We start from the raw sequence: 15,181 nt of genomic DNA, 5'->3' as shown, positions 1-15,181 counted from the left end.
GATCGCTATGTCGTAGCGGCGCAACGCCTTTTCGGCGTCCCACTCCAGAATTTCCGCCTCACTTACCGGGTAAATGAGCGGCACGATATCGAGGATTACTTCGATGTCGCGTTCTGAAAGAAGGCCGCCGGCTGGTTTAAAAAATCGTCGATGCGCACCTGCAATTGCGTCCAGTCCGGCACGCTCATCAGGGCCAGATCGGGGATCATCAGGCCGGTGCAATGGGCGGTGATGAACTCGGCGCGTTCCTTGGCCGTTTTCAGTTTCTTCATCACTTTGGTGGCCCGCAGCGCCGGCATTTCCAGGCTCAGCGAAGTCACGGTGCGGCCGGTGACGGCGAGCGGCAACAGCAGTTGCACCTGATCGGGATCATCGGACTGTTCCGCGTCTTCGACCTGGTCGAGAAAGAACGACGCCGGACGGGTCGAGAATTCGTGCACGTACTGCGCGATGGTCACGTAGTCCGGGCGCTTGAGCTGGTCGAGTTCCTTGACCGACAAGCCGGTGGCCAGCAGCGCCAGTTCAAAGAACTGGTCGTCTTCATCGTCGCCGGCGCGTTCCAGCGCTTCTTTCTGGGCGGCGTAGAACAGCGGCTTGAGCTGGATCGATTCGATCTGCGTGCCGTCATCACCGGTGATCGGCGACAGCAGGTCATGCTTGGGTGGCATCCACGACATGAAAGGAATTCCTTGGTGATTCGTTTAGATCCTCTGTGGGAGCGAGCTTGCTCGCGAAGGCGTCGGGTCCGTCAACATCAATGTTGAACATCAGATCGCTTTCGCGAGCAAGCTCGCTCCCACAGGGTTTTGTGATTGCCTTTGGCCGAGGCTTACGGCATCAGCACCGCACGACGGGCATCACCGAGGATGTCGACGCCGTTGAGCACGAACTTCTGGGTGCGCACGTCGATGTCGATCACCGGCACGCCGTTTTCCAGGCGGTTGTAGGTGCGGCAGGAGAGTTCCAGGTTGGTCTTGGGTTTTTCACCCATCTTCACCGCGGTTTCCTCCAGGGATTTCAGCTTGCCGCCTACGGTGTGGTAGGTGAACCAGGTGTTGCCATCCTGATCCTGACCGGCTTCACGCACGTTCAGCAGGATGTCGTCGCCCAGCTTCACACCCAGTGCGAGCATGACTTCGGTGCCCATGCCTTGCAGGGTCAACTTGGCATTGAGCGCTTTGCCGCCCTTGGCCATTTCTTCGACGATGAAACGGCCGCCACGCATCTCTTCCACATCGAATTCGATCTTCGGCGGGGTGAACTCTTCCACGGTTGCCGACAACGGCAGGCCTTGCAGGGTGGCCGCGATGGCCTGTCTTACGCGGTTGGTAAACATTAGAGAACGTCCTCCAGGAACTGCTCGATGATTTCATCGCGGGCGTTGAGTTGATAAACCATGTGTTCGTTCGGCGCGTATCGGCCGTAGTCGATGACCACGTACCAGGTGCCGTTCTTGTACTTCTCGACGCTGTTGAGTTCCGGGTGCAGGTACACGCTGCCGCCGGGAATGGTTTCGTCGGCGACCAGGGTCTGCAGCCAGTCGTTGATGCGTTTGACTTCCTGATCCATGAACGACTTGGTCAGGTTCTTCGCCATGGCTTTCTGGCCGGCTTTCACCAGCTTGCGGCTGATGGCGTCTTCCAGACCGACGTAGCTGATGAACTTGCCGGTGATCGAGCGGTTGCCCAGCAGCGAGAAGCCGCCAAGGATGGTGCGGGCGTAGTAGCTGACGCCGTAGCGGTTCAGCAGATCGCCTTCGGTGGAGGTGTCGAGGATGTTGTACTCGACGACCCGCGACACGTCTTCGGCGTAGGTCACCTGGTTGCCCGGGCTTTCCCACTGCTTGACCTTGGCCAGCGCGGCAATCGCCAGACTGGATGGCGCGAGGAACACGTTTTTCTTCGCGGCTTTCGAGTACACGGCAGGCATGTTGTGCACCACCAGGCAACGGTCGAAACCGAGATCCGCACCGCCCAGTTCCTGGCTGTACAGCACCTGGTCGGCGACCGAGGCGTCCTTGCCGTCCAGCACCACACGGGCCTTGATGCGCTTGCCGAACGAGGCGAACTCGCTGGCCACAGCCTTGGTGCCGGTGAAGCCCGGCGCGCCGATGATGGTCAGGTCTTCCGGAACGCTGCCCAGTGCCGCCAGACCGAGTTTGCGGCCGGTCGCCGGTTCAACACCGCCGATTACCGCGTTGACGGTATCGGCCGGGGTCGCGCCCGCTTCGACGATCACCACGTACACCGGCACCTTGACCACTTTGAGGATCTGGTAAACGGCGTGGTAAAGGGTGCCCTCTTCCGAGCCGGTCGGATCGAGCAGTGCGTGGGTGGTGAAGCTGTTGATGCGAAACGGTGCGTTGCGCGGAATCAGCGGATCGGCCTTCGGCGCGGTGCCGACCAGACCGATGACGTTGTCGCCCAGGCCACCCATGGCCTCGGGGGATTCGGTGGCATTGACGGTAATGCCGTTGTGCTCGAAGTTCAGAACCTCAGCCATAGTCAGTCAGCCTTCTTGGCAGCGGCCTTCACGGCCTGGGTGGTAGGTGTTTTCAGCTCCAGTCGACCGGCGCTGTGCAGGGCACTGGCCTCGACATCGAGCAGGTCGAGTTCCTGGCCGACACTCGACCAGTGCCCACCGCCGGTGGGGAATGGAACGAGCACGGTGTAGGTTTGGCGGGTTGCCATTTTTCGTTTCTCCATAAACGGGAAAGCCCCTCGGTTTGAGAGAGGGGCTCAATTACTGATCGGCGGACAAGAAAACGCCCCGACGGTGCGGGGCGTTTTTATTGAGGCAGGCTGGCGAGCCACGCCGGCGCTGCCGGCCGGTGTTCGCTCAGGGGCAACTCACCGCCAACCGGCCAGATACGCAGCGTGCGGCGATAGGTTTGCAGCTCGATGTACTGCGCCGGAGTCAGCAGAGTAGGCCAGCGCTCCACCTCGTCACGGTACTGGGTAACGACGCGGTCAGTGGCTACAAGCTGCTGGTTGCGCCAGACAAGTTCATAGTACTCAAGCTCTTCAGGTGTCGGCCCCGGCTGGTCAACCAGGATCGGATAGCCTTCTTCATTCGCGACAATCATTTTGCCGATGGACTGCCCGTTCAGAAGTTCCTGCCAGTACTCGCGCGAGATTTCAACGACATCGGCGGGCATTTCGGTATGAATGGCAGAATCGTAAAAACCGCCAGTGGATTTCGAATAAAACATTAGGTTCTTCCTTGTTTGATGAACAACGACTTTCAACCCCCCCTCTTGGGTGGGTTGATATGAAAACGCCCCGTTGTACGGGGCGTTATTGAAGGGTTGGGTCTGATGTGCCTGGCGAGGAATCCGGCCAGCCATCCTTGAGCATTTCATCGGTGTAGGTTTGGGCATTCACCGTTTCAGTCAGCGCCCTCTCCCGGTCAAAACAGGCCTGAACATGAAAACGAACAGCCTTTGCAATGCCGAGGATCTGCGCGGAGGTCAGCTCGACAAAACCGGCTACAGCCTTGTAACTGCAGTGATAGGTAGGGTCCAGCATCGCTGAGACAGCCATGCCGGCGATCAGCGACTGGCTGTCTCGGGAAGTATCGACAGCGACGCCATCGACCACGATGCCCGAGCCTTCACGATGGAATCGCTCTTCGGCAATAGAGGCCAACCGACGGCTTTTTATCAACGTGCCGTAGGCATGACCAAACGCCTCTTCCAGTTCGCTTTCGGTAGGTTCATGGTCAAAAAGAACCTCGCCGTCAGCCAGCGGCCAGTCCGGGGCGACACAACGAAAGGCCGTCCCCACATTTGAGTAAGCTCTCAACATAGGTAACTCCTTAAAAACTGTATTGCGAGATAAAGATGCTGTTTGCACTCGGTACGGATGTATCCACGGTGTAGTAAATCGTCTGGGACGTCGTCATTGCCATGTCGGAAAATGCGCTCAGAACCCCCAGCCTGGCTACTCCACCAATTCCGATAGTCTTCATTCCACTACCCGTTGCATCGGACGCGATTCCCAGGTAACCGCCTCCACCCGTTTCAGCATTCGCAATGTAGTGAACATATCCGCCAACTGTCTTGGCGTTCTTCGGAACCACAGCTGCCAGAGAAAGGGGTGTCCATGTCTGTGACACGCCGTTGGACAGAATCGACGTTTTGCCGATGGATACCAACCGCTGATATTGGGTACCAGATAACATCAGTCGACTCGCATAGGTCTGCCAGATACTGACCAGCGCACTTGCTGTGTAACCGGCTGGCATATTGGAACCGCCGTAGACTTCAGGGATTGAAATCGAAGTGGCGTTGACGGCCAACATCTTCGCCACTTTGGAGTCAGGGTTGTAGATAACATAGATGCCGACGCTGCCACTGGCAGGAGCAGCACCAATGTCCATTCCGCCAGCGCCGACCGTTGTCAGGTCGATGGACAAGTTGACGTTAGACAACTTGTACTGGCCAACACCCGGCTGCTCGACAATCAGTTGGTCAGCGGTCAGCGTTGCAACCGATGCGGCGACAGGCAGCGACATTCTCAGATTACGCGCGGCGCCTACTTCTGCGCCGTTGAGTCGAGCCAGTCTGGTTTCAGCTGCCAACGCGGCAACATCAATGCTTCCCTGATTGACCGGTGCATTCCAGGCCTTGATGCACCACATCACGGCGAGGTTGCGTGGGCGAACCGTTTTCCAGAACGCGTTGGTAAAGTTCTTCACGGTGACATCGGTAGCGGTGTAGTAAATATCGCCACTGAAACCAGGAGCCGGATCGGCATCGATCAAACTGGAGTTGCCGATACCTTGAACAGCTGGGGCCGTGCCGTCATCGCCCTGAGTCTTTGTACCTGCCTGATAGCTGCCGACACTACGGCCGATATCGATGCCCCGCCCATGATCCCAGCCGCGTAGAAACTCACCACGAGACTCTGGCAAGCGGAAATTCCCGGCACCTTCATCTCCCTTGTTGAACGTAGTGCCGAGATACGCCGCCAGATCCGGATAGGTCGCAATGCTCTGTACGCTGCCATCCAGTTCCAGATAACCGGCAGGCACGACGCCCATTGGGAACGACAGGACAGCACCGACCGGAACGGAGGATTTGAGCTTTTCGACTTCCTTGGCCAGTGCGGCTACGTCGATGTTTCCCTGATTGATCGGCGCATTCCAGGCCTTGATGCACCACATGACGGCGATGTTGCGGGGACGGGTTTCCGCAGAAGTTCGAGCCACCTTTGAAGCATCAAGGATCACACTGTGGTAAGCGTCTTTCTGATTGAGCGACGATGAGGACCGGCTCATGTTGCCCATTGTGAATGCGCCACTTACGGTGGTGATATCGAGATAGCCATCGAAGGTGCCGTAGATGTTCTGCAGCGTGTCACTCTGAGAACTGCCGATTACCCGACCGCCATCGATGCCGCGCCCATGATCCCAACCCCGCAAAAACTCCCCACGCGCCTCAGGCAAGCGGAAATTCCCGACGCCCTCATCCCCCTTGTTGAACTTGCCACCCAGATAGGCGCTCAAGTCCGGGTAAGTCGCGCTGCTCCTGACGCTGTTGTCCAGCTCCAGAAAACCCGGAGGTGGCGAGTCAACCGGGAACGCAACAATCGACCCCACCGGCAATGCCGAGGCCTTGGCAATCAGCGCCTCGACTTCAGCCTTGGTGTACGAATCCTTGATGCCAAACCCGGACAACGTGTCGGGGTTCGACCCGGCCGTCGCGCGGCCGTATTCGTCGACGCTCAGACTCTTGTAAGTGCCGGCAGCAATCCCGGTGCGCCCTGCCAGCATCTTGAATGTCAGCGCAGTGGTGCCGAGGGTAATCGGCGCGTTGGTGGTCAGGTGCCACAGCGAATCGCCGTTGAGCGTGCCCTCTTCCACCATCACCGTCAGGCCCGGTGTGACCTTGGCGCTGACGTTGGCATCGTTCGCCCGAATCCAGTTACCGTTGGCGACGATCCACAGACCGTTGTCCTTGGCCAGGGTCTGGTTCGGCAGCAGCACGCGGTCACCGGCGATCACCGCCACGCCGTCGATCTGCTGCGCACCGTTCAACACCACGTTGGCGGTGGCGGCGACACGTACCGATTGCTTGCCATCAAGTTTGCCGAGTTCTTCGGCGAGGTAACTCATGACCCAGGCGCGAGTGGCCTTGACCACCGTGTCATCGATCAACAGCGTCACCAGCGAGGCATTGCTGGTCTCGAAAATCGAGCGGATGTAGAACTCCTTGCCCGAGCCGGAGTTAGCCAGTACCGGCTTGAACGACTCCGGGTATTTGACGATGGCGTAGAGAATGCCGGTGTCTGTCCACAGCCCGGCTTCACGCACATACCAGCCGCCGACGTCCGGCGGAATGGTGACTTCGGCGAGCAGCCAGCTCGGATTCTTCTCGTCCTGGAACAGCGCATTGAGCGGACCGCGCCAGACTTCGCGTTTCAGTGCGGTAGCGGTTGCGGCCGGGTTGTAGACCCCGCCCTCACCACCATCGCCGACGGAAATCTGCGTCAACTTGATCGGCGTGCCCGCTGCCTTGCAGGCGGTTTCGTAGGCAATCCCTGCGTTGGTGAGCAGGGTGTAATAGTCAGCCATTCAGGCCCCCTGAGGATAAATAGTGGATGTTTCGACGGTGTACAGCGCAGCCGCCATGAAGGCCTCGCCGGATGTCTCGAGCCCTTCGAGGAAAACCGGATAAACCGTGGTCAGCTCACCGCAGAAAGTCGCGGCGCCGATGACGTGATTGCCGAAGGCGCTGAGGCCGACCGACACCGACAGCACGTCCCGTTCGCTCTTGGCATCAGCCAGGCGTCGGTCGAGACGGGCGTCGATTTCTTCGCTGTAGGGTTGCTCGCTGAAGGCCCGAACGGAAAAGCTGTAAGGCTCGCCGGGCGGTGTCTGTTCGTACCAAGAGCGAATTTCCGGCCTGAGCTGCAAGCCCTTGGCGGCGTTCTCCAGCGCCTTGCGAGTGCCGGCCTGGCGCGCGGTGGGCCAAGCCAGTTCGACGGTCAGGCGCTTTTCCGCTTCCGGTGCGTCGGTGCTCCACTCGGCAACACCACGATCCGCCGCCAGATATGGCAGGAACGCAACGGGTGTCGAAGCCGGGTTCATCAGTTCGGGAAACGGCGGCGCGACGCGATCAAGCAATGCGCCGAAGCCGATGTCGAGTGCCCGTTCCAGCGCCGAACTGTTGGCCGGCAGCAGGGTCGGACGCGCTGTCTGATCGGTCATAGCGTCTGTACCTCGACTTCAACCGCCGTGCAGTACGGCGCTTGAAACGCCGTGCACACGATCGGCGTCAGCGGTTCAACAATCTGCAACTGCACGGCGCCGGCGCTGTGCAGCGTGTAGTCGATCCAGCTCGGATCGACCCGGCCTTCCAGGCGATGGCAGCTGTCGGCGTAGGCCTGCAAGTGTTGCTGGGCGGCGACCTTGGTCAGGCCCGAATCCGGGCCGGAATTGATCCTGGCCACGACGCGGATTTTGTAGCGCTGAATCTCGGCGCCTTTGACCGTTACTTTGTCGGTTTCCGGACAAACATCCGGCCGGGCAAAATGTTTGCGCACGCCGTCGAGCAGCGCGGCGGACGGTGTGCCGTCAGCGTCGCGGGCAAGCACAGTCACCTGCACTTCACCGGGCGCCGTGCGGCGACCGTTACCGTCCTTGACCTGCGCGGCGAGACCGTCCGGGTCGAAGGTGTAAGTGACGTTCACCACACCCGCATCGGTGGATTCGACTTTCACCGCCGGCCGCTCGCCAAGGGTGAACACCTCGCGGCGATACTGCATCCGCGAACCTGCCGCCGGCGCATGGGGCGCCAGGTAATAGCGCAGCCGAGCGTCATCGTCGCTCTCGTAAATCGCCGGTACCGGCGGGAATGCCGCCGGATCGCCCGGATCGAGCAACTGCCGCTCCAGGCCCATGTCCGCCAGCCGCGCATCCAGGTTGCTGCCGGTGGCCCACCACGCCAGCATCTGCTTGATCCGGGCGTTGTATTTGCGTTCGTGGGTTTGCAGACGAACGCAGAAAGCTTCCAGGGCCAGGGTCAGCAGTTCGCTTTCGTTTTCCAGGCTGGTCTTGAGTTTTTCCGCGCTCTGCGGCGAGCGTGCGCCGACGTACTCGATGACGAAGGTCTTGAACTCGGCGAGCAGATCCTCGAACGCATCGACCTTGATCAAGGAGGGTTCGGCCAACTGGTTCTGGCCGGGGATCAACATGCTCATGTCACGACCTCGAAAGTCTGTTGGCGGTTTTTCCAGGTGCCGGCAAATCGCAGCAACAACCCCGCGCCCTGTCGAGTGGCGACGATCACGCCAGGCTGGAAATCGCCGATGCCGTTTTGCGGGTTGTAGAACGCCTGGGCTGCGTGGCTCTGGGCGAGCAACAGGATGTCGTCGCCCAGGTTCTGCCCCAGCAGCGTCGGGATCAGCGAACCGTACAAGGGCCGTTTTTGCCGGGTGCCCAGCGGCGTGGTCAGGGCCCGGGTCGCGCGCTGCACGAATTGCAGCCAGTCGTCGACCGTGGCCCCGCTGTCTCTATCGATTCCGATCATGGGAAGCTCTTGATTCAGGGGCTGATGACGCGGCCCTGGTGATCCACCAGCGGTCCGCTGAAGTGCACGCCCGAGGCGTCGATGGTCAGTCCGACGGCGCCCAGTTGCAGGCTGATCGCCTGCGGGGTCATCGCCAGTCGCGCCGGTCCGATGCTCAGTTCGAGCGATTCGCGAGAACCGCTGAAGGCGGCCGGACCGTTTTGCCAGTGCAGGGTGTGTGTGGCGTCGTCGTAGCCGCTTTCACTGCCGTCCTGATGTACCCGTCGCGTCAGCGTCGGTACGGTGGAGGCCGGCGGAAACCGGTCACTGTTGAGGCCGAACAACGCCACGCTTTGCGCGCCGCTTTCACCGCTGCCGTAGTTGAACAGCAGACACTGTTCGCCCACCGTCGGGATCCGCGACTCGCTCTGCGCGCCGGCGCTGGGGTTGAAGAACTTGATGGCGGGTGTCAGCAATCCACCGTGGCTGACTCTGCAGGTGTTACTGGCGGCATCGACTTCCTGACAGATGCCGATGCGGCAATAACTCTCGGCGCGCCGGTGCAAGTCTTCGATCTCGGCTTCCATTTCCGCCAGGCGCTCGATGATCGGGCCCAGTTGCATACGCAGTAATGCGTCGAACATCGCTCAGGCCTCCAGCGAGGTGTATTGGTCGGGATCGTCGATGTCGCTGACCTCCCAGGTCCGGGCGAATTTCGGCGTGCCGAGCGGATCGTCCAGCAGGGTCGGGCCCAGATAGAGGGTCTGGTTGAACGACAGTGTCCAGGCTTTGTTCGGTTGATCGGCGCGGATGAGCAATGACGGCAATCCATCGATGTTCATCGGCAGATCGCATTGATCACCGGACAGGCCCCAGCGGTTATCCGTGACTAGATTCTTAAGTGCCGCAATGAGATCGCACGCGGCAAATGCTGTAGCGGAAACCGCCGGAATCACTTGCAGCGACAACGTGAGCACATGAGCGATCCGTCCGTTGGCGGCGCGCTCTCCCGGTGCATTTCGTTCGATGTCGATCAGCACCCATGCCTTGTCGCCGGGGGCCGTGAAGTCATCGTGATTGCCGACTTGCACGTTCAGGTCGGCGCTGTTGCGCAAGGCCGTCGCCATCGCGGTGAACAGCTGCGAAGGCTGCTGGATCGGTGTGGGCATGCTTGACCTCCTTTTCTGATGTCCACGCGAAGTCCCGCCGCACGACGTGCAGCGAGACAATAAAGTGAGGGTTATTGCGGATCGCGCGGGGGAACTTCGCAGACGCCGATGCGCTTGGCAGCCCAGCGTTCATAAAGACCGATGGCCACGTCGGCACCGGCCATGGCCGTCAGGCAACCAAATGCCCCGGCGGCCCAGATCGACATGCCGGCGGCGTACAGCAGCATGATCGCCGACACGCCGCAGATCATGCAGGCACCGGAGCGCAGGGCCAGGCGTCGCAGCAATGGCCAGCCGCGGGCGCCATCCTTGTCGGCGCGCCACATTTCGCCGGAAACGCCACCGGCCACGGCCAGCAGGATGACCAGCCAGATCGGCATGTCCGCCAACGCTTGTTGCTCGTTTGTCATGTCACGCCTCCCGGGAGCGTTGATGAAATAAAGGGTCGTGAGCAAACAGCACCGAAGAGGTGCTGTCTTTTCACACGGGTAGTAACCGCAGCGACTCCGCGCAAAGCGTTACAGGCGCTCAACAATGACGTTGTCGATAAAGGCATAGTTGGCGTACGGGTTCTGCTCGTTGGAAAATGCCAGCGTTGTCTGCGCGGTAATCGCGGTGAACTCGTAAGTGACAGTGTTCCACTCGACCGCGACGCCTTTGGCTGTCGGTGTGTTGAACGTCGCGGTTTGCCCGGCCACTTTCACCTGAATGACACCGTCACCGGAGCGGCTGGCGAATCGGGAGTTGCCAGCACTGAAAGTCAGACGGTACCTGGCGCCCGGAGTGGTCGCGAAGTTCTGCTGAATCCCGCCACCGTTGCCGTAAACATAGTTGGCCAGGTCAACGATCATCACGCCATCTGCTGCCACGGAACCGCCGATGGCATTGGGCATGTTGAAGTATTCGGCACCGGACAGAAACGTCGTCCAGCCCGTAATGGCATTGGTTTTTGCAGGGGTGCCCAGAATGCAGCCACCACCGCATGTCGATTGTTCAAAGCTGCCGTTCACCAGGAGGTTTGCGGCGATTGCGCTGCCCCCATTGCCCAGCAGTGCAAGAGCGAGCAGTGGAGCAACGTATTTTTTCAGAATGTTCATTGTCTTTACCTATGAGTTAAATGATCCGGTTGTGCTGACGGTGCAGCACGCATGTCGCTCAAAGGCGATCGCTCGGGGCTCGTGGCCCTCACATGATTCAATGTTCCGCAGCGGGAACATTTGATCTGGAGTTCTGTGTACTCACCCACCCGGGCGAGCAGTCGTTTGCAATGGCCGCAGCGGCATTCTTTCAACATCTGCAAATCCTTTTGATTCTCCGCCTGACTGCGTTTATGCCGTGAAGCTTCGTTGAAGCGGCCTGCGTCAGGTAGGCATTCCAAAAAGCCCGGCAGCTCGCCGGGCTTTTCAGTAATGCACTCCTTTGCCTTCCTTCAATCCTGTGTACGTGAAGGAAGCTGACTTTTCGGCGCTACTGGCGCGGTACGAGTCCATTCAGATTGTTTTTCCGACCGCGGTCCCTGCCCGCCGGATAACTGCTTCTGGTGCTTTACGCTGCACACCCGGGTCAGTTGCCAACCCTCTGAACCGTTGAGGCCGGTTCATCGCTGCCTGTTCTTGTGGAACTAAAGAGCTGTTGTTGCCAGCCGCTTTGTCGAGCGGCTTGGTGGCAAGAATATGCATGGATGCATATACAGTCAATGCGTAAATGCATTTATTTATGCACAAGAAATGCGCAGATGCATGAAAGCCCCGTCATTCAAGGGTCCGAGGGTTTTGTGCAGGCGAAAAAAAACCCGCCGAAGCGGGTTTTATCTGAAAGGGATCGGGTTATCGGGCGTACATGCCCCACCAGAAGACGTGACCGAGGATGACGATCTGCTCTTCCTGCATATCCTGGAAGCTGTAGTCCTCGTCCGGATGCTCATCGCGATTGAAGCTGCGCAGACGGATACCGGTAGGCAGGCGATAGAGCTGCTTCACTCGCAATTGACCGTTGTGGTTGATCGCATAAAGGTCGCCATCAATGATGTCGCCGATACCGCACTTGCCGGCATTGACCCCGACCGTGGCACCGTCGCGCAGCACCGGCAGCATGCTGTTGCCGCGCACCGTCACGCATTTGGCCTGATCGAACTGCACACCGTTATGGCGCAGGCTGCGCTTGCCGAAGCGCAGGCTGGAGCGCTCGCTCTCTTCGATGACGAATCTTCCCGATCCAGCAGCCAATTCAACCTCGCGAAGAAAGGGCACCGACACCTCGTCGTCATCGACTGGCGTGTCGTCGTCCCACAGGCTTATGTCCTTGAGTTCGGAATGCAACTCGTCGCGTCCGGCGTTGGCGGTGGGCGCAACATCCGCGCGCCCGCGCAACTGATCGGTGCTCACGGCAAAGTACTCGGCGATCTTCGAGATGTGTTTATCCGAAGGATCGACGATCTTCCCGCTGAGAATCCGCGAGAGCGTGGATTGAGGCACGCCGGTGCGACGGTGGAGCTCCGTGGGGGAGATCCCGTGCTGATCGAGCAGTGCTCTTAAGACGGTAGATACGTTGCGTTTTTGCATAACGCGCATAGTGCTTGAAGTTTTTCGCGAAGACAAATGCTGATTTGCATAAATCGTGCATAGTCGACCTTTTTATACCCGATGCATGTCACCCGACCGCGATGCCTGCGTACCACAGACCGCCCATGGTAACCTTGCGCCCATCGCGGAAAAGCCCGGCCACGGCCACGCTTTTGCCCCACACCTTTGAACGAGTTGCCTGACAATCCGATGAATAAAGCCGTCTCCGACCTGTCCTCCCACACTCCGATGATGCAGCAGTACTGGCGCCTGAAGAATCAGCACCCGGACCAGCTGATGTTCTACCGCATGGGCGACTTCTACGAGATCTTCTACGAAGACGCGAAGAAGGCGGCCAAGTTGCTGGACATCACCCTCACCGCGCGCGGGCAGTCGGCCGGGCAGGCGATTCCGATGTGCGGGATTCCGTATCACGCGGCGGAAGGCTACCTGGCGAAACTGGTCAAGCTCGGCGAGTCGGTGGTGATCTGTGAACAGGTCGGCGACCCGGCCACCAGCAAGGGCCCGGTGGAGCGTCAGGTGGTGCGGATCATCACTCCGGGTACGGTCAGCGATGAGGCGTTGCTGGATGAGCGTCGCGACAACCTGATCGCGGCGGTGCTGGGCGACGAGCGTCTGTTCGGTCTGGCCGTGCTGGACATCACCAGCGGCAACTTCACCGTGCTGGAGATCAAGGGCTGGGAAAACCTGCTGGCGGAGCTGGAGCGGGTCAACCCGGTCGAGCTGTTGATCCCGGATGACTGGCCAAAAGACTTGCCGGCAGAAAAACGCCGTGGGGTACGTCGCCGTGCACCGTGGGATTTCGAGCGTGATTCGGCGCTGAAAAGTCTCTGCCAGCAATTCTCCACCCAAGACCTGAAAGGCTTCGGCTGCGAAACCCTGACCCTGGCCATCGGCGCCGCCGGTTGCCTGTTGGCGTACGCCAAGGAAACCCAGCGCACCGCCCTGCCCCATTTGCGCAGCCTGCGTCATGAGCGGCTGGACGACACCGTGGTGCTGGACGGTGCCAGCCGGCGCAACCTCGAACTCGACACCAACCTGGCCGGCGGCCGCGACAACACCCTGCAATCGGTTGTCGACCGTTGCCAGACCGCCATGGGCAGCCGCTTGCTGACCCGCTGGCTCAACCGTCCGCTGCGCGATCTGACCGTGCTGCTGGCTCGCCAGACCTCGATCACTTGCCTGCTCGACCGCTATCGCTTTGAAAACCTGCAACCGCAGCTCAAGGAAATCGGCGACATCGAGCGAATCCTGGCGCGGATCGGCCTGCGCAATGCCCGCCCTCGCGACCTCGCTCGCCTGCGTGATGCGCTCGGTGCCCTGCCTGAACTGCAAGTGGCGATGACCGATCTGGAAGCGCCGCACCTGCAACGTCTGGCGACCACCACCAGCACCTACCCGGAACTGGCGGCGCTGCTGGAAAAAGCCATCATCGACAACCCGCCGGCGGTGATCCGCGACGGCGGCGTACTGAAAACCGGTTACGACAGCGAGCTCGACGAGCTGCAATCACTGAGCGAGAACGCCGGTCAGTTCCTGATCGATCTGGAAGCCCGGGAAAAGGCCCGTACCGGCCTCGCCAACCTGAAGGTCGGTTACAACCGCATCCATGGCTACTTCATCGAGTTGCCGAGCAAACAGGCTGAATCGGCGCCGGCAGATTACATTCGCCGCCAGACCCTCAAGGGTGCAGAGCGCTTCATCACACCAGAACTGAAAGAGTTCGAAGACAAGGCACTGTCGGCCAAGAGCCGCGCTCTGGCTCGCGAGAAGATGCTTTATGAGGCGCTGCTGGAAGATCTGATCAGCCAGTTGCCGCCGTTGCAGGATACTGCTGGAGCGCTGGCCGAACTGGACGTGCTGAGCAACCTCGCCGAACGTGCACTGAATCTCGACCTGAATTGCCCGACCTTCGTCAGCGAACCGTGCATGCGTATCACCCAGGGCCGTCACCCGGTGGTCGAGCAAGTGCTGACCACGCCGTTCGTGGCCAACGACCTGAGCCTTGATGACAACACCCGCATGCTGGTCATTACCGGCCCGAACATGGGCGGTAAATCCACCTATATGCGCCAGACTGCCCTGATCGTGCTGCTGGCGCATATCGGCAGCTTCGTGCCGGCGGCCAGTTGCGAACTGTCGCTGGTGGACCGGATCTTCACCCGGATCGGCTCCAGCGACGACCTGGCCGGCGGGCGCTCGACCTTCATGGTGGAAATGAGCGAGACCGCGAACATCCTGCACAACGCCACTGAACGCAGCCTGGTCCTGATGGACGAAGTCGGTCGCGGCACCAGTACCTTCGACGGGTTGTCGCTGGCATGGGCGGCGGCCGAGCGACTGGCGCATTTGCGTGCCTATACTCTATTTGCGACGCACTATTTCGAACTGACCGTGCTACCTGAAGCCGAGCCGTTGGTTGCCAACGTGCATCTCAACGCAACCGAGCACAACGAACGCATCGTGTTCCTGCACCATGTGCTGCCGGGGCCGGCAAGCCAGAGCTATGGCCTTGCGGTCGCGCAACTGGCCGGGGTGCCAAGTGAGGTGATCGTCCGTGCTCGTGAGCACCTGAGCCGCCTGGAAGACACCGCACTGCCGCACGAAGCGCCAAAGCCTGCCATCAAAGGCAAACCGGCGGCCCCGCAACAGAGCGACATGTTTGCAAGCCTGCCGCACCCGGTGCTCGATGAACTGGCAAAACTGGACCTGGATGACGTGACCCCGCGCCGGGCACTCGAAATGCTATATGCGCTGAAGAACCGGATATAAGCACTGAAGAACCGGATATAACGCAAACGGCTTCAAGCTGTTAGAATCTCGCGCGGTTTGGGATGCTGCTGGCTAATAGCCTGGCTGGCAGACATCGCTCCCGAACCTGGCGACCCCAACCGTGAAGGGGCAACGCTGCCGCCGCC

General features: G+C 60.1%; 17 protein-coding genes. 1 reads left to right on the top strand and 16 read right to left on the bottom strand.

Features of this window, described 5'->3' with window-relative positions; translation table 11 throughout:
• Positions 1–95: 95 nt before the first annotated feature.
• The 16 genes from IHQ43_RS06090 to IHQ43_RS06015 form a co-directional block, all read right to left on the bottom strand.
• Complete coding sequence (locus IHQ43_RS06090; RefSeq protein ID WP_192563726.1) at positions 96–677, bottom strand: phage tail assembly protein; 582 nt, start codon at positions 675–677, stop codon at positions 96–98.
• A 152-nt stretch (positions 678–829) separates the two neighbouring features.
• Positions 830–1,336, bottom strand: coding sequence for a phage major tail tube protein (locus IHQ43_RS06085; protein ID WP_085697357.1), 507 nt, complete (start codon positions 1,334–1,336; stop codon positions 830–832).
• Positions 1,336–2,502 (bottom strand): phage tail sheath protein, encoded by a 1,167-nt coding sequence (locus IHQ43_RS06080; RefSeq protein ID WP_074691321.1) that lies wholly within the window; start codon positions 2,500–2,502, stop codon positions 1,336–1,338. Before IHQ43_RS06080 ends, IHQ43_RS06085 begins: the two co-directional genes overlap by 1 nt.
• 2 nt (positions 2,503–2,504) lie before the next feature.
• Positions 2,505–2,690 carry a hypothetical protein gene (locus IHQ43_RS06075; RefSeq protein ID WP_192563725.1) on the bottom strand — a complete coding sequence of 62 codons (186 nt, stop codon included), beginning with the start codon at positions 2,688–2,690 and terminating at the stop codon, positions 2,505–2,507.
• Between the two features lie 98 nt (positions 2,691–2,788).
• Positions 2,789–3,211, bottom strand: a complete 423-nt coding sequence (locus IHQ43_RS06070; protein ID WP_192563724.1) for a tail fiber assembly protein — start codon at positions 3,209–3,211, stop codon at positions 2,789–2,791.
• Positions 3,212–3,296: 85 nt separating this feature from the next.
• Positions 3,297–3,806, bottom strand: coding sequence for a DUF4376 domain-containing protein (locus IHQ43_RS06065; RefSeq protein WP_192563723.1), 510 nt, complete (start codon positions 3,804–3,806; stop codon positions 3,297–3,299).
• Between the two features lie 10 nt (positions 3,807–3,816).
• Entirely contained in the window at positions 3,817–6,576 is a 2,760-nt protein-coding gene (locus tag IHQ43_RS06060) for a phage tail-collar fiber domain-containing protein (RefSeq protein WP_192563722.1), read from the bottom strand.
• Complete coding sequence (locus IHQ43_RS06055; protein WP_192563721.1) at positions 6,577–7,212, bottom strand: phage tail protein I; 636 nt, start codon at positions 7,210–7,212, stop codon at positions 6,577–6,579.
• Entirely contained in the window at positions 7,209–8,204 is a 996-nt protein-coding gene (locus tag IHQ43_RS06050) for a baseplate J/gp47 family protein (protein ID WP_192563720.1), read from the bottom strand. Before IHQ43_RS06050 ends, IHQ43_RS06055 begins: the two co-directional genes overlap by 4 nt.
• Positions 8,201–8,533 (bottom strand): hypothetical protein, encoded by a 333-nt coding sequence (locus IHQ43_RS06045; protein ID WP_007954853.1) that lies wholly within the window; start codon positions 8,531–8,533, stop codon positions 8,201–8,203. Before IHQ43_RS06045 ends, IHQ43_RS06050 begins: the two co-directional genes overlap by 4 nt.
• Positions 8,534–8,547: 14 nt before the next feature.
• Complete coding sequence (locus IHQ43_RS06040) at positions 8,548–9,156, bottom strand: phage baseplate assembly protein V (RefSeq protein ID WP_192563719.1); 609 nt, start codon at positions 9,154–9,156, stop codon at positions 8,548–8,550.
• Positions 9,157–9,159: 3 nt separating this feature from the next.
• Complete coding sequence (locus IHQ43_RS06035; protein ID WP_192563718.1) at positions 9,160–9,681, bottom strand: hypothetical protein; 522 nt, start codon at positions 9,679–9,681, stop codon at positions 9,160–9,162.
• 71 nt (positions 9,682–9,752) lie between these two features.
• Positions 9,753–10,091, bottom strand: coding sequence for a phage holin family protein (locus IHQ43_RS06030; RefSeq protein WP_096819604.1), 339 nt, complete (start codon positions 10,089–10,091; stop codon positions 9,753–9,755).
• A 108-nt stretch (positions 10,092–10,199) separates the two neighbouring features.
• On the bottom strand, positions 10,200–10,778 hold the full coding sequence (locus tag IHQ43_RS06025; RefSeq protein WP_192563717.1) for a DUF642 domain-containing protein: 579 nt from the start codon (positions 10,776–10,778) through the stop codon (positions 10,200–10,202).
• Between the two features lie 5 nt (positions 10,779–10,783).
• Positions 10,784–10,975, bottom strand: coding sequence for a Com family DNA-binding transcriptional regulator (locus IHQ43_RS06020; protein WP_425220293.1), 192 nt, complete (start codon positions 10,973–10,975; stop codon positions 10,784–10,786).
• 532 nt (positions 10,976–11,507) lie between these two features.
• The gene (locus tag IHQ43_RS06015; protein ID WP_192563716.1) at positions 11,508–12,242 is read right to left on the bottom strand and encodes an XRE family transcriptional regulator; all 735 of its coding nucleotides are present in this window, start codon (positions 12,240–12,242) and stop codon (positions 11,508–11,510) included.
• A gap of 210 nt (positions 12,243–12,452) precedes the next feature.
• On the opposite strand from IHQ43_RS06015, the gene mutS reads away from it, so the two are divergent.
• The gene (mutS, locus tag IHQ43_RS06010; protein WP_192563715.1) at positions 12,453–15,035 is read left to right on the top strand and encodes a DNA mismatch repair protein MutS; all 2,583 of its coding nucleotides are present in this window, start codon (positions 12,453–12,455) and stop codon (positions 15,033–15,035) included.
• Positions 15,036–15,181 lie beyond the last annotated feature (146 nt).

The sequence above is a fragment of the Pseudomonas gozinkensis genome (assembly GCF_014863585.1).
In the GTDB taxonomy this organism is placed as follows: Bacteria; Pseudomonadota; Gammaproteobacteria; order Pseudomonadales; family Pseudomonadaceae; genus Aquipseudomonas; species Aquipseudomonas gozinkensis.
Note: the sequence above shows the minus strand (reverse complement) of the source record. Positions and strands in the feature narration are given on the sequence as shown.